The organism is Paenibacillus sp. LjRoot56 (genome assembly GCF_964253335.1).
Lineage (GTDB): Bacteria > Bacillota > Bacilli > Paenibacillales > NBRC-103111 > Paenibacillus_E > Paenibacillus_E allorhizoplanae.
In genome coordinates, this window is sequence record NZ_CAXURV020000003.1 from 538,930 (window position 1) to 558,511 (window position 19,582).

Genomic DNA, 19,582 nt, shown 5'->3' on the forward strand with positions numbered 1-19,582 from the left:
AGGGGATATTACACGCCTATCCTGTAATTGAATTTCTTCTATCAATTAATAAGAACTCACCCAGTACCAGTTCTTATCAATTCGCTTTACTTCTTTATAATCCCCACCGAAATCCTCTCTCTGTGGTTCTTGGTCATAGGACGAATAAATAAATCCCGAAAAGTTATCAAGAATCCCACGAAAAGTAAAGAAAAACACCTCTTGCCCATTTTCCTCAATCAAAATATCTCCACCGCCTTTTGAAAGGTGTTGATACTCTTTCGGCAAGTGAATGATTGAATTGTTATAGGAGACATTTGGGGATATTTTCTCTGATTCAATTAATTTAAGTACTTCTTGTCTTTCTTCTCTATTAAATGCGTAGTCAAGATTTATCATTAATTGCGTAAATGGGAAAAAGAAATAAAAAATTATGGAAAAAACTTGTATTATGAACGGTTTCCATGACTTTCTTTTTATAAGAAAACCGAGCGAAGCGATTAAAGTAGTAAGAAAAATAAAGAATACGAATAACCAGACAAATGGCATTAAGAAGGGCGTGACTATATCCATTAAACTCCATTGAAATAAAGAAGTTAAAATCAAAAGAAAACTACTTAAAAGTGATAAAAGTAAAACAATGATGTTCGAAGAATTTCTTTTTTCGTCCAATACTATCTCACCTTTTCGATAAAATCGTGCATTTAATAGCCCTTAGAGCATCTATTGCAGTATGGGCATTCAATAAGAACACTTCCTAGTTAATTTACGTACTACAAAGTAAGCGATGACAAATAATAACCAAACAATCGCTATAGATAGCAAAAAATCTGATTTTATAAATTCCAATTCAAGGTCATGGTCAAGAAAATCGATCTGTAGTGAAAACGGATGTGGAAATCCACCTTCATAACCATTAGCCCCAGATTTAAGTAAGTCCTGCTTAATGAAGGATATTGGCAGACCAAATTTAGCATTACTGAGCTCTTTTGGTGTATCAATTGTTGTCGGCAGAAATAATGCGGAACCAAGCACCATGACAATACTCGTTATTGGAGCAAGAATAAGCACAAATATCAAATGATTATAAACTGCCTTGGTCATTGTTTTATCCTCAACTTAAAAAGAAATTTACAATCCCTCACAACTGATAGCATACCATATTTTGGAACTTAAAATGAGCATCAGAGTTTCGGTTTTCAGCTATAAAGGCCACCGTCTACTCCCCAGACATAAAAAAAGGAACCCAGCCAACGGGGCCGGGTTCTAAAAGTTTATATTAAAAAGGGGGTCTTGTTTATTATATTACCAAGTGAACATTATGGAACCATAACAGGAATATTTCATTTCTGTTACAAATTAGAAAACGCTTTATATTCTAATTTGCCATCATCTCTCCTCTCCCCACCTCACTTTCAAAATCCTTTCCCAATTCCAGTTGCACGTTTCACCCAAGTGGCATATACTAAGTGTACACTAATTATAATTATTCTAAATAAGGAGGAACCCTATGAGCGTCGAGTATGACTATCATCATCTCCACCATGTGAAAGAACAAAGTAAGTCAAGAAAAACCCTGTGGGTCACCCTCATATTAACGGCATTTTTTACCTTGGTAGAAATTATCGGTGGGGTGCTTTCGAATTCCCTTGCTCTTTTATCCGATTCGGCTCATATGATTTCAGATGTTATTGCGCTTGGTTTGAGCATGGTCGCCATCCAACTTGCTACGCGCCAGCCCAATGCTCGCTTCACATTCGGATTTCTGCGCTTTGAAATTGTCGCTTCTTTTCTCAACGGATTAGCGCTTTGCATCATCGCCTTGGGGATTTGTATTGAAGCCGTCCAACGTGTCCTCCACCCCCAACCGATACAATTGGGACTCATGCTAGGCATTGCCTCGATCGGTTTCGTCGTTAACCTCGTCCTGACGTTGGTTCTACATAACAGCGTCAAAGAGGAAGACAATCTGAATGTGCAAAGCGCACTCTGGCACTTTTTCGGAGATTTGCTTAGCTCGGTAGGTGTCATTATTTCAGCTATTGTTATTTATTACTCCGGTCTTCTCTGGTTCGATCCGTTGATTTCGATTGTGATTGGGGGCATTATTTTTACAGGTGGTAGCAAAATCATTCGAGAATCCTTCATGATCCTGATGGAATCCGTCCCTGAAAAGTTTAATCTAGACGAAATCCGCTCCGTGATCGCGAAGGTTGAAGGCGTAGAAGATGTCCACGAAATGCATCTCTGGGCGGTTTCGACCGACCACTATTCCCTGACTGCGCACGTGTTTATTAGTCCCAACATTCAGCCCTTTTGCGTCATCCTCGCTATTAATGAGACGTTAAAAAGCAAGTACGGCATCGAGCATGCCACGATTCAAATCGAACACGCGGACATTAATCCACACGGGGAATACGGAAAAGATTTCCTGCGGCAGCAAAAGCAGCTGAAACAACAAAACCACACCTCCTAACCTCCCGCTAACCAACTTAATGCAAGCCATCTTCCTAAAAAAACAAACAAACCGTTAATCACCTCTCTCAGGTGACTAACGGTTTTATTCATTATGCGTAGATTTACGCACAACCATCTCCATATCGATGAGCAGCTCATGGCCCTTCATCTGAGCCAGATACGAATCCAGCAGCATCGCGCTTTCCTCGTCCAAGTCTTCCCCCATCTGCCGCATCAGGAAAGCCGCTACTAAACGCGTTTGCAGCTCGACTGGCATCTCGAAGCTCGTAATGGAAGGGATGCTCGCCTTCGCAAAATGCTCATTATCCATTCCTATAAGCTGCACTTCCTCAGGAACACGGATGCCTCGCGCATGGCATTCAGCGATCAGCTCCAACGCTAACGCATCATTAAACGTGTATATGCCGATAGGTCGCAGCTCACCTCTCACACGCAGCGCCTCTTCCAAAGTTCCAGCGACACCTAGCTCTCCTGCATCCAAAAGCGCATGCACGATCGTCTCCGCTCGGTCACCTAACCCCGCCAGAAAACCCTCGATGCGCTGCTCATTCGCGCCCATTCCCTTCCGTCTTCCCGCATAGAAAACAGCTTGGCAGCCCTGCGACAGAAAATACTGAACAGCCTGGCTTGATGCCTTGGCAAAATCCAAATTCACAGCCAATTTCGTAATCTCATTCGGCCACCCCCACCCGTTAAAGATGACAAGCGGCGTTCCTTCTCCCACTAATTGCTGTGTGGAATGCATGCTGATCGCCAAGCCATGTGAAACTAATCCATCCACTCGTCGTTGCAGCAAATGCTCAATATGCCTCGTCTCCACTTCAGGATCCATGCCTGCCGCTGAGAATACAGATAAATGATAGCCATAACTGTGAAACCGCCGCTCCAGCTTCTCAGCAAATCTGCCATAATACCCGCCAAAATGCGGGAGAATTAAACCTAACTCATTCGAGCGTCGCCGACTTAAATTCGTTGCCATGACGTTCCGGCGATAACCTAGTCGTACAACCGCTTCTTCCACTTTACGGATGGTTTCCGGTGACATCGGAACCTTCCTTCGGTTAATAACATTCGACACCGTCGCAATGGACACACCAGCCTCAGAGGCAACATCGACGATGGTAGCTTGTTTATTTTTTTTCATCCCATTCCCTCATTCTTGAAACGCTTAAACTCATTGTAGCTAGAAGGGGATTACTCGTCAAATCTCTGTCTTTTTTTGCTAATAATCCAAAAACGCTTCTCCTCTTTAGCATTTCTACCAAATCTTAGACATCACTACTTACAGAAAAATATGCATCAGAGTATGATGAACTCAATTGAATTGCCCTATTCACTTGCCATACTCATTTTGAACAGAGAGGTGACCCCATGTTTCAAGTGCCAGCAGAGAAAATCGCATTTTATGAAGAAAATGGTTTTGTCCAGTTAGAGGATGTCTTATCGGAAAAGGAAATCAACGAGCTGAGCGCTTACCTCGACGAGGTCATGGCGATTGAAGGCGAACATACACAAAGTGTAGAGAAGGACTCCGACTACTTCAAAATTCTGAACAGCAAAATGAATACATGGCGGGATTCTGCGGGTATGGCCCTCTACGTGCTAAATCCCAAACTTGCGGATATCGCAAGGCAATTTTCTGGTTCTACCGGTGTGCGCTTGTTTCATGATCAAGCCTTCTGGAAAATGCCAGGAGATTCCAAACCTACGCCTTGGCATCAGGATGCCACCTATTTTCCCATGCATGAATCTAATGTCTTAACCTTGTGGCTGCCAATGCATGACGTAGATGAGGTTAATGGCTGCTTGTCCTTCATCCCCGGCTCTCACAAGGAAGGGAAATTAACCAATGTCGACTTCCTGCATCCCATCGATTTGCTCGAGCTCACCAAGGAAAGTGGTACAAACCTCCGCCGACCTGTCAACGTACCTCTCAAACGTGGCAGCTTCACACTTCATCACGGACTCACTTTTCATTATGCGCATGCCAACAAGTCTGACAAACCGCGCCGAGTCTTGACCATCGTCTATATGCCCGAGAATGCTACTTTTAATAGCAAAAGCAATCATGAACTAACCCGAGGCTCTGGCTTTCAAGAAGGTGAACCTCTTAAGGGGCGACTTTTCCCCGTCTTGGCATCGGCTCCACAATCTGAGTAAGTGGTAGGGGACAGGGTGTTCTGTTACTCTTTTGGCGTTTAAAATGAATAACTAGAAAACCTCCATCTAAATTCTCTTTATTTGGTTCAAAATCGGAATTAGATGGATTTCATGTAGCTAATTTATCCACTACTGCGGTTTTTGAGCAAAATGTCTTAAAATAGCTGGATGTTTTCCAGTTATATCAACAAAAACGGGACTTTCCCCCGATATAGCTGGATATTTTCCAGTTATTTCGCTACAACAACCTCCTCCCCCCACTTTCCGGCTTCACAATTTAACACAAAAGGCACCACAGCAGATCACTCTGCTAGGGTGCCCCTATGCCTTTACTCGTCCTGATGCCCAATCAACGAAATGATCTGCTTCTTCAGCTTCACGAAAGCTTCGGAGTCCTTCACATCCTCCACCTGCCTCATCCCGCGCGGTATGGCAATCTCACTGCGGATCGTGCCTGGATGCGCCTGCATCACATACACCCGCTGCGATAAGAAGATGGCTTCCTCGATATCGTGCGTGATGAACACAACCGTCGTTTTCTCCTTTTCCCAAATGCGCAATAGCAGCTCTTGCATGGCATTTTTCGTTTGCGGATCCAATGCGCCGAATGGTTCATCCATGAGCAGCACATCCGGATTATTTGCCAAAGCTCGCGCGATCGCGACCCGCTGCTTCATGCCGCCCGAAAGCTCCTTCGGCAATGATTTCGCGAACTTATGCAACCCCACTAATTCCATAAAGTGGTCGGCTATCGCTCTCTTTTCGAACAATGGAACCCCCTTCAACGTCAAACCGAATTCAATATTCTCTCTCACGGATAGCCAAGGGAACAACGTATAGCTCTGGAAGACCATGCCTCTGTCAGCACCAGGTCCTTCAATCTCATGTCCGTTGATACTCAGATCCCCCATTGTTAATGGCTCTAATCCAGCAATAATCCGCAATAAGGAAGACTTCCCGCAACCTGAAGGCCCGACAAAGCTAACAAACTCATGCGCATCCACGTGAAAGGACACACGATCCAATGCTACGAATTGTGACTTCTTCGTACTGTATACTTTCGTAACATCGACTGCCTCAATTTTTCGTACACCAGTACCTGCACCTGCAATTGTCCCCTCAGAAGGCACGTTATTGTAATCCAAGTTCAATGCTTCCATCTTAACGCCCTCCTTCCAACCATGGGAAAAACCGCTTATGACAATAAGCAAATGTGCGATCCGTTAATAAGCCTAGCAAACCAATCGCAATAATGCCCACAAATATTTGATCCGTGTTTAGGAACCTCTGCGCCTTCATGATCGAAAATCCAAGACCACTGCTAGCGGCAACCAACTCTGCTACAACCAGATACGTCCATGCCCATCCAATAATTAAGCGCAGTGTATTCATCAAATCTGGCAGGAGTGCAGGAATGAGCACCTTCTCGATCACTTGCCAGCGTTTCGCACCGAGTGTATACGAGGTCTGCAGTAGATCATTGGACACCGACCGTGTATTATCTGCAACCATCAGCATCAATTGGAAGAAACACCCTAGGAAGATTACGAGAACCTTCGCCCACTCGCCGATCCCCGCCCACACCATGATCAAGGGAATGAACGCCGTCGCAGGCATATACCGAATAAATTCAGTAGGTGGTACTAGAATAGCTTCAGCAAACCGATACGTACCCGCCAAAATCCCAAGTGGTATCCCGATTAGACAAGCGAGCAAGAATCCACCGCCAACTCGGAAAATACTTATCCACACATTTTGCCAGAACACGGGGTTCTGTAATTGAATCCCAAACTGCCGGAGTACCTGATCCGGTGTTGGAAGGAATGTACGATTTACCAAGTTGCCGTAGCTCATCACGCTCCAGAACAACAACAGAACCGCAATGATAAGCACGACACCTGACAAATATGATTTACGGCTAATTTCGCCTCGTATGGCAAACAATGTGGACTTGCGTCTTTTTTTTACCAGCATTTCCATCTGCAGCCCTCCTGTTCAGCCTTTATTTCTTGCGTTCCTTCATGACTTCCTCTACAAAATGGCCATCCAAGAAGGTTTCCGCTTTGGGAATTGTGCTCAGCATATCTAAGCCTTTTAAGAATTCGGCCGTCTTAACAGAAGTAAATGCTAGCGATTCGTAGGAATCCCCTTTGGCGAAAGCCTTGAGGTTATCCTCCAGTTGGAAAATCTTCACGCTATCCACACCAGCTTTGTATTCATCGATCGGTGTCTCTGCCGCTTTTGCCATAATTTTTAAAGACTCTTCTGGGTTCGCCTTCCAGTAATCCAAAGCGTCGAACCAAGCGTTAATAATTTTTTTCACATCGTCTGGACGATTCTTTGTAATTTCCTCTTTAAATACGAGCAAGTCAGGGATCAATCCTGGTGTGTCCTTGGATGAGAATAGCAGCTTCCCTTTCCCCTCTTGAATGGCTTTGCTTAGGAATGGCTCCCAGAGTACCGCAGCATCCAGATTACCCGCAATGAACGCTGGCCCTGCATCGTTGACTGTCATATTCGTATACGTGACATCCTTCTCTGCTAATCCTGCTTTCTCAAGCGCTGTCAGCATCAGAAGGTGATCGACGGTTCCAAGCTCAGTTGCGACTTTCTTACCTTTCAAATCTTTCAAAGAATTGATACTTGGCTTCACGACAACACCGTCGCCGCCATTGGAGTTATCATTGACCAGCACGGCTTTGAGCTTAATGCCTTTACTCGCCGGAGCCAGCGTATCACTTAGCGTTTGACTGTTTGCATCAACTTTACCTGAAGCTAGTGCGGATAGGGAGTCACTGTATACGGGGAACCAGACCAGATCCACGTTTACGCCATTTTTCTCGAAAAAGCCCTTCTCCTTCACGAGGTACCACACGAACCAGCCCGGCCATGGACTAAGCGCCAACTTGATTGGCTCCTTGCTGCCTCCAGCTGTCGTACTCGCCTCTTTACTTCCACACCCGCTGATTACTGTAAAAGTTAATAATACCGCCAACATCAGAAATATTGTTTTTTGTCTCATTCCCCGAACTCCCTCTCTGTATAAAATGGTAAAAGGAAAAGCCCGGAATGATATCATATCCTGATATCCTCCCGGGCTTTTATCCCTCCGTGTGCACGATGAAGCTCATCGTGTGTCTTCTCTTGGACCTGACCGATAGCCTTCATTCTATCGCGGAACCCTAGAAAACAAGTTTGCTATGCGGTTGTTTCTTCGTTGTCTTACTTTTGTTTATATCATACTTAGATTGGTTGTTGATGTCAATATATATAACACAAATAAATAATAGGTTGTCAAAACGAGTATTTACGTAATATTATATAACATATAATACATCTAAATGGAGGTGTCGCAATGCATTCGATTCATTTCCACATTCACATGTTAGATAATAAGCACAAACGGCCAGCCGCGGCGATGACCCCAAAAGTATCTTCACCACTTAATGTGGATCTCCTAACATCCACTCCTTCTTCCCAGCACCCTCACATGATGTCCCCTATAAATAAGTATGATGCACCAGAATCACTCGACTACCCCGCAGCTCACTAACCTCTTCACATGATCCAGATGACCTGAGAGTCTGACTCAGGTCTTTTTGTTGTTCCGCGACGTGAGTCTGAACGGGGATTATTCGTGTGCTTGCACCACAAATAAGAACGCGAAACGTTCTTATTTCCTCTCAAAGCGGCGATTCTCACTGAATAAGAACTCCGCGAGTTCTTATTTACCGCTTCACTGTGCTTTCCGTGCGCTTGCATTACAAATAAGAACGCGAAACGTTCTTATTTCCTCTCAAAGCGGCGATTCTCACTGAATAAGAACTCCACGAGTTCTTATTCGCGGCTTCACTGTGCTTTCTTAACCGACGCGCACAGCCCGCTTTTCCCGCCTCAAAAAAAAGCCCAGCACCCCAAAAGGGTGCCAGGCTTATCTCTCTATCAGTCAGCGCTACTTACACGCCTAACCATTTCTTGAACAAGTGCTTCGTCGTGTCCGCGTTCAAAGCTGCGATCGACGTCGTAAGCGGAATTCCCTTCGGACAGGAGCGTACGCAGTTCTGCGAGTTACCGCAGCCTTCGATACCGCCGTCTGTCATCAGCGTATCCAAACGCTCGTCTTTGTTCATCTCACCCGTTGGGTGAGCATTGAATAGACGAACTTGGGAAAGTGCGGAAGGTCCGATAAACGAGTTTTTGTCGTTTACGTTCGGACAAGCTTCCAAACACACGCCGCATGTCATACATTTGGACAACTCATAAGCCCATTGACGCTTCGACTCAGCCATACGCGGTCCAGGACCAAGATCGTAGGTTCCGTCAATTGGAACCCATGCTTTAACCTTTTTCAACGCGTTGAACATGCGTCCACGGTCGATAACTAGGTCACGCATAACCGGGAATGTGCTCATTGGTGCTACACGAATCGGCTGCTCCAGCTTATCTACAAGCGCGGAACAAGCTTGACGCGGCTTCCCATTGATGACCATCGAACAAGCGCCACATACTTCTTCCAGACAGTTGGATTCCCAACATACTGGTGTTGTTTTGTCGCCATTCGCATTCTTAGGATTACGCTGAACTTCCATCAAACCGCTGATCACGTTCATGTTCGCGCGATAAGGAACTTCAAACTCCTCTGTGTACGGTTTGGAATCCGGACTCTCTTGACGAGTCACGATAAACTTCACGGTTTTCGTTGCGCTTAGTGTCTCCGCCATGATCAGGATCCCTCCTTTTTCTTCTCCGTGGAGTAGTCACGTTTACGAGGTTTAATCAACGATACATCAATTTCATCATACGAAATCTTAGGACCATCTGGCGTCCAATCGGCGATTGTCGTTTTCATGAAGTTATCATCATCACGCTCTGGGAAATCAGGCTTGTAATGCGCACCACGACTCTCATCACGCATCAACGCACCAACTGTCATCGCTTCTGCAAGCTCGAACATGTTCCAAAGTTGGCGTGTGAACGCAACCCCTTGGTTGTTCCAACGTGCCGTATCCGTGATGTTAATGTTGTTGTAACGCTCTTTCAAGTCTTTGATCTTGCCAATCGTTTCAGTCAAACGATCGTTGTAACGAACAACCGTCATGTTAGCATTCATCATGTCGCCAAGCTCTTTATGAAGCACGTACGCATTTTCCGTACCGTTGTTCATTTTGAGCAAGCTCTCATAACGATCTTGATGGCGTTTCTTCTCACGATCATAAATGATGGAGGACGTATCATCCGCATGCTTGGATAAGCCGCGAATATACTCAACCGCTTTAGGACCAGAGACCATGCCGTCATAAATCGCGGAAACGAGGGAGTTCGCGCCCAAACGGTTTGCACCGTGATGCTGATACTCACACTCACCTGCTGCGAATAGACCTGGGATGTTCGTCATCATGTTATAGTCAACCCACATGCCGCCCATCGAATAATGAACCGCCGGGAAAATTTTCATTGGAATTTTACGCGGGTCATCGCCCATGAACTTCTCGTAAATTTCCATAATACCGCCGAGCTTAATATCAAGCTCTTTCGGGTCTTTATGAGAAAGATCCAAGTAAACCATGTTCTCGCCATTGATACCGAGCTTCTGATCAATACACACGGAGAAGATCTCACGTGTTGCAATATCACGAGGCACAAGGTTACCGTATGCTGGATATTTCTCTTCAAGGAAATACCATGGCTTACCGTCTTTGTAAGTCCAAATGCGTCCGCCTTCACCACGTGCTGATTCAGACATCAAGCGCAGCTTGTCGTCTCCTGGAATCGCCGTTGGGTGAATTTGAATCATTTCACCATTCGCGTATTTCACACCTTGTTGGTAAACTGCACTTGCTGCCGTACCCGTGTTAATAACGGAATTCGTTGTTTTTCCGAAAATGATACCAGGACCGCCTGTTGCCAAGATAACGGCATCAGCAGGGAACGTTTGAATTTCCATGCTGCGCAAATCTTGTGCAGCAATACCGCGGCATACGCCATCGTCATCAATAACCGAACCCAGGAATTCCCAGTGCTCGAATTTCGTTACAAGACCTGCTGTTTCCCAACGACGAACTTGCTCGTCAAGCGCATACAGCAATTGTTGACCCGTTGTTGCGCCAGCGAATGCTGTACGGTGATATTTGGTACCACCGAAACGACGGAAATCAAGCAAACCTTCTGGTGTACGGTTAAACATAACGCCCATCCGGTCCATCAAGTGAATAATGCCTGGAGCTGCGTCGCATAATGCTTTAACAGGAGGTTGATTCGCTAAGAAATCTCCCCCGTATACTGTATCGTCAAAGTGCTCCCACGTGGAGTCACCTTCACCCTTCGTATTCACCGCACCGTTAATGCCGCCTTGCGCACATACGGAGTGGGAACGTTTCACAGGAACTAAGGAGAACAATTGCACATGAACTCCGGCCTCTGCCGCTTTAATTGTCGCCATGAGTCCCGCAAGGCCTCCGCCGACGACGATGATTTTTGAATTAGCCACTTCTGTTCACCCTCCCTTATTTCCCCGTATGCGCTTCTACTGGAACTGAAAATTCTGTACCTGTAAACGCAGTTAATGACATAATAAACATCACCGTCATTAGAACGAACAAGCCCATTGTAATGATCGTCGAAAAGCGTTGCGCACGCGGTCCAATTGTAATTCCCCAGCTCACAAGGAATGACCATAGGCCGTTCGTGAAATGGAATGTTGCAGAAACAATCCCAATCAGATATAACGTGAAGATAACTGGATTCGTCGCAATATCATGCATCGTATTGCCGAGCGCTTCATGCGCCACATTGCCTAAGGCAACTTGAACGCGAGTCTCGAATAGATGCCAGACGATGAACAAGAATGTAAGTACCCCTGTCACACGTTGCAACATAAACATCGTATTACGGAAATACCCGTAGCTTGATACGTTATTACGTGATTGATACGCTACATAAAGTCCATAAACGGCATGGTAAAGAAGCGGAAGCCAGATTCCCACGATTTCCAATAACAATCGTAACGGCAAATCGTTCAACCAGTTAATTTGATCCAGGAAGGCTTCAGGTCCTTTGGTTGCTTCATAATTAGTGAGCAAATGCTCAAGAAGAAAGAAGCCCACCGGAATGACACCTAGTAACGAGTGGATCTTTCGAAAGTAATACGAATTACTCATAATGTAACCAATTCCCCCCTCAACAAAATTCAATCACAACAAACATCCGACAAGTTTTGACAAAACAAGCCACATATCATTGTACTCTCGCCGCAAACGAGCGTCAACCCATAATCATCCACGCCTATTTTGCCAATTCAGTCAATGATTATACACAAAGGTCCACGAAATATAGCTAATTTGTGACATGTACATCGTACCTCTTTCGCGCTTATAATGGAAGTGCCGTTTTTTTATATCTACTTATAACTAATTCACATATAGAGATGAGGGAAACGTTTGGAGCTTTTAGATGTCTTCGCCATCGTAGTCGAACAAGTCAGCCTTAACAAAGCATCACAATTGTTAAACATTTCACAGCCTGCCCTATCGCGAAAAATTATGAAGCTGGAAGATGAGCTTGGGGTGGAGCTTTTTATCCGGAAGGGGAAAAGACTCGAGTTAACGAAAGCAGGGCAAATTTGCTATGATCACGCCTTAGAGAAGCGTCATCTTGAGCGGAAGTTCAAGCAAGCTCTTCATAGTTATAAAGCCGCGGGTAGCCCGTCATCACTTACTATCGGAGCCTCTCTGACAACACTCCAATCTACGCTGCCTGATCTCATCACGGATTATTTGCAGGACTATCCACTCACAGATATCAAGCTTCTTACCGGCAAAACACATGAGATTGTATCCTTGGTCAAAGACAATAAAGTGGATATCGGCATCGTTGCCTCTCAAATTAATGCGACTAGCCTCCACTGTGAACCTTTATTCGACGACCATCTCAGCCTGGTGCTTCCATCCGGACATCCCTTAATCGATCGTACGGAGATTACGATGAAGGATCTGAATGAATTGCCGATGATCCTCTTTTCCAAAGGTACATGGTATCGCATTCTGATGGACGAGCTGTTCAATCGTTTCACGATATTCCCCAACGTTCAAATGGAGATCGATTCCTTTGAAGCGATCATACGGCTCGTCTCTACCTGCAAGACAGCAACCTTATTGCCCAAATCCTATTTACGTGAAGATTTAATTCAGAATAATGAACTAATTTTAAAAGAACTACAAGAATTAGAACAAACGAAACGAACAACCTCACTGATCTACTCCGATCACTCAGCAGATAATGCGGAATCTATGAAGTTTGTCGCCCAAGCGATCAACTATTTTGCAAAGCGTCGCTAGCCTGAACCATATCCCCTTACATGTGCACAAATTTATATCCAACACCCCAAACGGTCCGAATCCATTTCGGCTCTTTGGGGTTGTCTTCGATCTTCTTCCGAAGATTTGCAATATGTACATCAATAGCCCTGTCAGTCACGAAAGAATCAAATCCGCGCACGGTTTGTAATAGATCTTCACGACTGTACACGCGACCTGGGTTGTTAATAAAGCATCTCATAATTTCGAATTCCGAATACGTTGTCTCAACAATCTCACCATACACACTCATGGAACGTGTATTCGTATTCAATGTTATCTTATCCTGCTTATCCATGACAGCCGCAAGTACAGTTGATTTAGCTGGTTTTACTTCTTCCTGCTCTTGGTGTCTCGACTGCGCATCAGGAAGCTGATTCATGGATGGATATCTCTGCGCACGGCGAATAAGTGCATGGGATCTTGCAATCAATTCATGCATACTAAATGGCTTACACATGAAGTCATCCGCACCCGCTCCTAGGGCATTGACGCGTTCAACGATTTTATTTTTCATAGAAACTATCATGATCGGCACACTTGAGGTCTCACGAACTTGGCGACAAATCGCTAGCCCATCCATGTCTGGGAGCACCCAATCCAACAGAATCAGATCAGGTTGAAATTGTGGTATTGCCGCAATCCCACTTGTCCCATTCTCCTCTCGGATGACATGGAAACCCTCTTCCTTCAAATACATCGTGACCATATCACCGATCATCGCATCATCTTCGATCATGAGTACCTTATACATGCGTTGTCCACCTTCATAAGAAAATTCCCTTGCTGCAGGACTTGGTATGTGTGCGGATCAGCCGATAACTTGACTTTCAAATTCATTAATTTGGTTGTTGGTTCCGATGATAACCATGATATCATTTTCATTCACAACATCACCTGCTTGCGGCGCAATGATAACCCCCGTCTGCTTATTGATCGCCACAACACTGCAGCCATATTTAGCTCGCGGGTCTAACTGTTGTATCGTATATCCACATATCCGCTTTGGCACTGAAAGCTCTACAATCGTGTAGTCTTTGGAAATTTCAATATAATCCAATAAATTAGGGGTGACCAATTGATGTGCCACGCGAATGCCCATGTCCCGTTCCGGATAAACGACACGATCGACTCCTAATTTCGTCAGCACTTTTCCATGAAGCTCGGATAATGCTTTGGCAACGACTTGACTTACACCCAAATCTTTCATGACGATCGCTGTCAAAATGCTGGATTGAATATCATCCCCAATGGCGATGACCGCACAATCAAAATTTCGAATACCTAACGATTTCAGTACATCTTCATCCGTTGCGTCCGCGACAACAGAATGTGTTAGTTCATCACTCATGTCGTTCACGACTTCCTCGTCCAGATCAATCCCCAAAACTTCATGACCAAGTTTCATAAGTTCTCTAGAAAGACTTGACCCGAATCTACCTAACCCTACCACAACGTATTGCTTCTTCTTCATCTTGTTTTACACCTATCCAATCGTAATTTTACCCTCAGGGTATCTAAATAATTCTTTCTCTTGCTTAGGTTGCAAAGCATAGGCCAGCGTGATCGTTCCTAAACGTCCGGCAAACATCGTTATACAAATAAGCACTTTCCCAAACGTTGTTAATTCTGGCGTCAATCCCATCGAAAGGCCCACAGTTCCAAATGCAGATGTAACTTCAAACAAAATTTTAATAAATGATGAATCTTGAGTCGTGGATAAAATCATTGTGACGATAATGACTAAGAATAAAGCCATCATGGATAACGTAATTGCTTTGAGAATACGATCCTTGGCCAAACGATAGCGAAAAATGACGATGTCTTCTTTTCCACGAATCATCGTGATGATTGCACTGATCAGAATGGTAAACGTAGTTGTCTTAATTCCGCCACCAGTCGAACCTGGCGAAGCCCCGATAAACATAAGTATAATGATTAGAAATTGGGTGGCTTGACGAAGCGCACCAATGTCTACAGTGTTAGCACCTGCCGTTCGAGCTGTTACAGATTGAAAAAAGGATCCTAATATTTTTGCACCAAAATCCAATGAACCTAAGGTTCTGATATTTGTAAACTCGAATATAAAAATACCAACTGCACCTACTAGCAGGAGTAAACCACTCATACTTAGAACGACCTTTGAATGCAAAGAAAGCTTTCTCTTATTACGAAATTCCATTAGATCGGAGATGACAATAAACCCAATCCCTCCAAGAATAATCAGCATCATCGCAACAAAATTAACAACAAAATCGCCAACATATCCAGTTAGAGATACAAAAGGTGCATCCACAGTTCCGAACAAATCAAAGCCCGCATTATTAAACATGGACACAGCATGCCAGATACCGTAATAGAGACCTCTAGAAAAACCAAAATCAAATGAAAACCGAATTGTAAAGATAACAGCAGCAATGGCTTCAATAGTCAAGGAATAGATGATAACTTTGCGGATCAAACGGACAATGCCTTCCATACTGCCTTGGTTGAAAGCTTCTTGTAAGACTAGCCGTTCTTTTAAAGTAATTTTTTTACGAAAAGCAAAAGCAACTAATGTCGCCATCGTCATAAATCCAAGCCCGCCAACTTGAATCAAAGATACAATTACAATCTGCCCAAACATCGTATAAGCACTTCCCGTATCCACAACAACAAGCCCTGTCACACAAGTCGCAGAGACAGCCGTGAAAAAGGCATCAATAAAAGGTATCGAGAGTCCTGTCGCCGAAGCAATGGGCAGCATCAATAGCCCCGCTCCTATGAAAATGATAACAGCGAAACCTAAAACCAGGATCTGCGGAGGTGTTAGCTGCCAAATATTTAGTTTTTTATTCATCGCGCCTCCTGCATATGTAAGAAAATAATCTAATTACCACTTGGCTATACCGATAGAGTTCCCCGTTCATTTGTAGAAATTCCGCCAGTAAGCAATTCAAAAGGTATTATATAATTGTTTCCGAATGTTTACCAGTAAATTGGCTTTCTTTTTAAACTATGATAACGTAAAGAAATGATTGAGAATCGTGAATTCAGAAGGGAATTGACTATGCAAAGGCTGAAATTTAATCGTTTCCTACTCCTCTTGGCTTGTATTGGAATGTTCCTTTACCTCGGGGTTTCGATGTTGTATGGACTGCGTGATGAGGAACCTGCTGTAGCGGATATGCCCTCGATCACGAAGCAGCAAGCAGCCGAAAGTGCGGCAGCCTTCATTCGTCAGCGTTATGAGCTGCACAATCCACAAACCTATGTCGTCTATCAATCTAAAAAAGAACGAAGCGGCTACTTTCAAAAGGAACATTTATTAGAAGCTTATACGAAGCAATATGGCGAAAAGTTCCCCATTGATTATTATCAAGTCAGTGTCAAGGATGCCACTACCAAACGTCAGTTTGAAGTCGATGTCAACTACACGAATTCAAGCATCATCGGCTGGCATGAAAACCTTGCCATGACGAATACGAAGTCATCATCACCGATGAGCACGACCAAAGCAGATACACTAGCGAAACTGGAGCTTCGTCATATGGGCTTTGAGCCAGAGGACTTCAGCCAAGTCGATAATGCACGTAATGATTCTCCCGAAGAGCAAATGACACTCCAATACGAAAAACGCACTCAACCTATCGGTGAAGCGAAGCTAAACGTACGAGTGAATTTCGATCAAACGAATCTAACAGGTTTTAATGTAAGTTTTGGACTACCTGATTCTCACTTAGATTGGCTCACCCAACAAGATGATTCCGCTTCACGCATGACCTGGATTTCCATGGGCTTTACGCTGTTAATGACGCTTGCTGCAATTGTATTTGCCATTATATATAGGAAACTAATTAAATTCAGCAGGGGCTTATTATTAACTACCATCTTCTTCGTGATTTATATCATGAACAATGTGAATATGTATCCAGCTTTTCGAGTTATGAGTGGGGATACGAACAGTAATGAGGCCGTTTGGTTTACAATTGTATTTATGAGTGTCATCACTGTTCTACTTGGGATATCGCTCTATCTTTCTTTAATCGCCGGTATTGGATTGTGGAACTCCATTGGTCTTAATAAATGGACTGCCTGGAAAGATGACAAGTTTGGCCAAGACGTGTATGACGGAATGGGTCGAGGCTATTTAATAGCACTCTTCATCTTAGGTATTCAGCAAGTATTATTTTACACAGGTGAAGTGAAATTCGATGTGTGGTCGGTCAATGATCCTGCCGATTCGGTACTCAATATGCTCAAGCCTCAATTATTCCCGCTTATGGCGTGGGTTGCGGCGATTTCGGAAGAAGCTACCTTCCGATTCCTAGGCATTATCCTTTTCAAAAAACTGTTCCGCAACAATTTTATCGCCATCCTACTTCCAAGTGTGATCTGGGCAGCAAGTCATACGCAATACCCGATCTATCCCGTCTACACGCGACTGATCGAGGTTACCATTATTGGCATCATACTCGGATATGTATTCCTGAAATATGGGTTCATCACAGCGATATTCGTTCATGCGTGTATGGATAGCATTCTGATGGGGTTGTCCCTCTTCTCCTTAGGCCACATCAGCGATGTACTCGCTGGCATCCTCTATCTTGCACTCCCTGGACTGGTTGGACTTGGCTTAGCTTGGTTGCATGGAAAAAGGCGAAAGCCCCCTATTCCTGGGGAGCCGCCGCCTCGCCTTGAAGTGCTTTGATAATTTCACTCGCTAATTTTTCACCAATACCCAGAGGCTTGAAGTCCGTGACTTCGGCCTCTTTTATTTTGCGCACGGAGCCAAAATGCTTCAGCAGCGCTTTACGGCGCTTCTCACCGATGCCCGGAATGGCATCGAGCTGGGAGACGACCATCGACTTAGCCCGCGTTTCCCGATGAAACGTGATGGCAAAGCGATGGACTTCGTCTTGAATCCGCTGCAGCAAATAAAACTCCTGACTGTCGCGCGGCAGAGGAACAATTTCGGCTGGATCACCGATCATCAGCTGGGCTGTTTTATGCTTGGCATCCTTCACTAGCCCACAAATCGGAATATATAAGCCTAATTCATTCTCCAGAATGTCGATAGCAGCAGAGATTTGTCCTTTCCCCCCATCGACAACAATCAAATCAGGCATCGTGAGATTGTCCTTCAGAACACGCTCATAGCGTCGTCTGATGACTTCCCGCATCGTTTCATAATCATCCGGTCCTACGACCGTCTTCACTTTAAATTTACGGTATTCCTTGCGATCCGGCTTCCCATCTACGAATACAACCATTGCCGATACGGGATTCGTCCCTTGGATGTTCGAGTTATCGAATGCTTCTATTCGGCGAATCGTACCAATGCCAAGCCACTCGCCGAGGTTCTCGACAGCTTTCGTTGTACGACGCTCGTCGCGTTCAACAAGTCGGAACTTCTCATCCAAAGCATTCACCGCGTTGTCTCTGGCCATATCCACCATTTGCTTCTTCAGTCCGCGCTGCGGCATATGCACCTTTACCTTGAGCCAACCTTCCAAGGCTTCGCGAATCTCTTTCTCATCACCCTCTGTGCGCCTTACCCCATCTCCCAGCGCCTCTTGCTGAGCTTCTGGCTCCGGCATCGTAGGCAGGAAAATCTCCTTCGGCAATGCTGGATTATCGCTGTACACCTGTGTGACATACGTCATGAAATCGTTGTACTCATCGCCGTAGTAAGGGAAGAGTGAAACGTGCCGTTCGATGAGCTTGCCTTGACGCATGTACTGGATATGCACCGCCATCCAGCCCTTATCTACGGCGTAGCCGAAGACATCGCGGTCCAGCGCGTCGGCTGTCGTGATCTTCTGCTTCTCCATGAGCGCATCGATGCTCATAATGTGATCGCGCAGCTCCTTCGCGCGCTCGAAGTTCAGTTCTTCCGCTGCCGCCAACATCTTGGTCGTCAGCTCTTCTTTAATGACGTCGTGTCCCCCGTTCAGGAAACGGCTGATTTCTTGCACCATCCGCTCGTTCGTTTCGGCGGATACCTCTAGTGCGCAAGGCGCAAGACACTGCCCCATATGATAGTATAGGCATACTTTATCGGGCATGGTCTTGCACTTGCGCAGCGGATACAACCGATCCAGCAGCTTCTTCGTCTGCTGGGCCGCGAAAGCATTCGGATAAGGGCCGAAATATTTCCCCTTATCCTTGTACACCCGCCGCGTGACTTCTAGACGCGGCTGCTCCTCATGTGTAATTTTGATATAAGGAAACGTCTTATCATCCTTAAGAAGTACGTTATACCGAGGATGATGCTGCTTAATCAGATTACACTCGAGGATAAGTGCCTCCATGTTAGAGGAGGTAATGATATATTCAAAGTCGCGAATTTCGCTGACTAACTTTTGCGTTTTGGCGCTGTGACTCCCCGTGAAATAGGAGCGCACACGATTTTTCAATACTTTGGCTTTGCCTACATAAATAATCGTGCCTTGATGGTTCTTCATAATATAACAGCCCGGCTTGTCCGGGAGTAAAGATAGCTTGTGCCTGATCGTTTCCAGGCTCTGTTCGCGGACGTCTGCGTCCTCTTGCTCAAAATCAGTCATCCTCTAAAACTCCTTCCAGAAAAAATCATCGCGAATGAAAAAAAAGCTCTTTCTCAGCATAGCAGA

Annotated in this window: 17 protein-coding genes and 1 riboswitch; of the genes, 4 read left to right on the top strand and 13 right to left on the bottom strand. The window is 44.9% G+C overall.

The genetic code is table 11. From position 1 onward, the window contains the following. Nucleotides 1-45 precede the first annotated feature (45 nt). Both ACSQ8O_RS21370 and ACSQ8O_RS21375 read right to left on the bottom strand, forming a co-directional pair. Entirely contained in the window at nucleotides 46-651 is a 606-nt protein-coding gene (locus ACSQ8O_RS21370) for a hypothetical protein (protein ID WP_436243283.1), read from the bottom strand. Between the two features lie 69 nt (nucleotides 652-720). Further along, entirely contained in the window at nucleotides 721-1,083 is a 363-nt protein-coding gene (locus tag ACSQ8O_RS21375; RefSeq protein WP_436243284.1) for a hypothetical protein, read from the bottom strand. 406 nt (nucleotides 1,084-1,489) lie between these two features. Here ACSQ8O_RS21375 and ACSQ8O_RS21380 point away from each other — a divergent pair, with 406 nt between their 5' ends. Continuing rightward, nucleotides 1,490-2,455 (top strand): cation diffusion facilitator family transporter, encoded by a 966-nt coding sequence (locus ACSQ8O_RS21380; RefSeq protein WP_436243285.1) that lies wholly within the window; start codon nucleotides 1,490-1,492, stop codon nucleotides 2,453-2,455. An 84-nt stretch (nucleotides 2,456-2,539) separates the two neighbouring features. Here ACSQ8O_RS21380 and ACSQ8O_RS21385 read toward each other — a convergent pair whose 3' ends face one another. Continuing rightward, nucleotides 2,540-3,601, bottom strand: a complete 1,062-nt coding sequence (locus ACSQ8O_RS21385) for a LacI family DNA-binding transcriptional regulator (RefSeq protein ID WP_436243286.1) — start codon at nucleotides 3,599-3,601, stop codon at nucleotides 2,540-2,542. Nucleotides 3,602-3,828: 227 nt separating this feature from the next. On the opposite strand from ACSQ8O_RS21385, the gene ACSQ8O_RS21390 reads away from it, so the two are divergent. After that, nucleotides 3,829-4,617 carry a phytanoyl-CoA dioxygenase family protein gene (locus ACSQ8O_RS21390; protein WP_436243287.1) on the top strand — a complete coding sequence of 263 codons (789 nt, stop codon included), beginning with the start codon at nucleotides 3,829-3,831 and terminating at the stop codon, nucleotides 4,615-4,617. Nucleotides 4,618-4,946: 329 nt separating this feature from the next. Here the strand turns inward: ACSQ8O_RS21390 and ACSQ8O_RS21395 are convergent, their stop codons facing one another. The 6 genes from ACSQ8O_RS21395 to ACSQ8O_RS21420 form a co-directional block, all read right to left on the bottom strand. Continuing rightward, nucleotides 4,947-5,777 carry an ABC transporter ATP-binding protein gene (locus ACSQ8O_RS21395; RefSeq protein ID WP_436243288.1) on the bottom strand — a complete coding sequence of 277 codons (831 nt, stop codon included), beginning with the start codon at nucleotides 5,775-5,777 and terminating at the stop codon, nucleotides 4,947-4,949. 1 nt (nucleotide 5,778) lies between these two features. Continuing rightward, nucleotides 5,779-6,597, bottom strand: coding sequence for an ABC transporter permease (locus ACSQ8O_RS21400; RefSeq protein WP_436243289.1), 819 nt, complete (start codon nucleotides 6,595-6,597; stop codon nucleotides 5,779-5,781). 22 nt (nucleotides 6,598-6,619) lie between these two features. After that, nucleotides 6,620-7,639 (bottom strand): ABC transporter substrate-binding protein, encoded by a 1,020-nt coding sequence (locus ACSQ8O_RS21405; protein WP_436243290.1) that lies wholly within the window; start codon nucleotides 7,637-7,639, stop codon nucleotides 6,620-6,622. Between the two features lie 66 nt (nucleotides 7,640-7,705). Next, a riboswitch (guanidine-I (ykkC/yxkD leader) is annotated at nucleotides 7,706-7,814 on the bottom strand. A gap of 759 nt (nucleotides 7,815-8,573) precedes the next feature. Continuing rightward, a complete protein-coding gene (sdhB, locus tag ACSQ8O_RS21410; protein WP_056613628.1) occupies nucleotides 8,574-9,338 on the bottom strand; it encodes a succinate dehydrogenase iron-sulfur subunit in 765 nt (254 codons plus the stop codon). 2 nt (nucleotides 9,339-9,340) lie between these two features. Continuing rightward, the gene (gene sdhA, locus ACSQ8O_RS21415; protein WP_173118375.1) at nucleotides 9,341-11,104 is read right to left on the bottom strand and encodes a succinate dehydrogenase flavoprotein subunit; all 1,764 of its coding nucleotides are present in this window, start codon (nucleotides 11,102-11,104) and stop codon (nucleotides 9,341-9,343) included. A gap of 16 nt (nucleotides 11,105-11,120) precedes the next feature. Beyond that, on the bottom strand, nucleotides 11,121-11,777 hold the full coding sequence (locus ACSQ8O_RS21420) for a succinate dehydrogenase cytochrome b558 subunit (RefSeq protein WP_436243926.1): 657 nt from the start codon (nucleotides 11,775-11,777) through the stop codon (nucleotides 11,121-11,123). A gap of 276 nt (nucleotides 11,778-12,053) precedes the next feature. Between ACSQ8O_RS21420 and ACSQ8O_RS21425 the strand changes: the two genes are divergently transcribed. Beyond that, nucleotides 12,054-12,950 (top strand): LysR family transcriptional regulator, encoded by an 897-nt coding sequence (locus tag ACSQ8O_RS21425; RefSeq protein ID WP_056613623.1) that lies wholly within the window; start codon nucleotides 12,054-12,056, stop codon nucleotides 12,948-12,950. 16 nt (nucleotides 12,951-12,966) lie between these two features. On the opposite strand, the gene ACSQ8O_RS21430 is transcribed toward ACSQ8O_RS21425, so the two are convergent. The 3 genes from ACSQ8O_RS21430 to ACSQ8O_RS21440 are packed head-to-tail and all read right to left on the bottom strand — an operon-like array spanning nucleotide 12,967 to nucleotide 15,807. Next, a complete protein-coding gene (locus tag ACSQ8O_RS21430) occupies nucleotides 12,967-13,722 on the bottom strand; it encodes a response regulator transcription factor (protein ID WP_436243291.1) in 756 nt (251 codons plus the stop codon). Between the two features lie 57 nt (nucleotides 13,723-13,779). Then, nucleotides 13,780-14,442, bottom strand: coding sequence for a potassium channel family protein (locus ACSQ8O_RS21435; RefSeq protein ID WP_436243292.1), 663 nt, complete (start codon nucleotides 14,440-14,442; stop codon nucleotides 13,780-13,782). Nucleotides 14,443-14,454: 12 nt separating this feature from the next. Further along, nucleotides 14,455-15,807, bottom strand: coding sequence for a TrkH family potassium uptake protein (locus tag ACSQ8O_RS21440; RefSeq protein ID WP_436243293.1), 1,353 nt, complete (start codon nucleotides 15,805-15,807; stop codon nucleotides 14,455-14,457). Between the two features lie 210 nt (nucleotides 15,808-16,017). Between ACSQ8O_RS21440 and ACSQ8O_RS21445 the strand changes: the two genes are divergently transcribed. Further along, complete coding sequence (locus ACSQ8O_RS21445) at nucleotides 16,018-17,658, top strand: CPBP family intramembrane glutamic endopeptidase (RefSeq protein WP_436243294.1); 1,641 nt, start codon at nucleotides 16,018-16,020, stop codon at nucleotides 17,656-17,658. Here the strand turns inward: ACSQ8O_RS21445 and uvrC are convergent. Then, nucleotides 17,618-19,516, bottom strand: coding sequence for an excinuclease ABC subunit UvrC (gene uvrC, locus ACSQ8O_RS21450; RefSeq protein ID WP_436243295.1), 1,899 nt, complete (start codon nucleotides 19,514-19,516; stop codon nucleotides 17,618-17,620). The genes ACSQ8O_RS21445 and uvrC overlap by 41 nt on opposite strands. Nucleotides 19,517-19,582 lie beyond the last annotated feature (66 nt).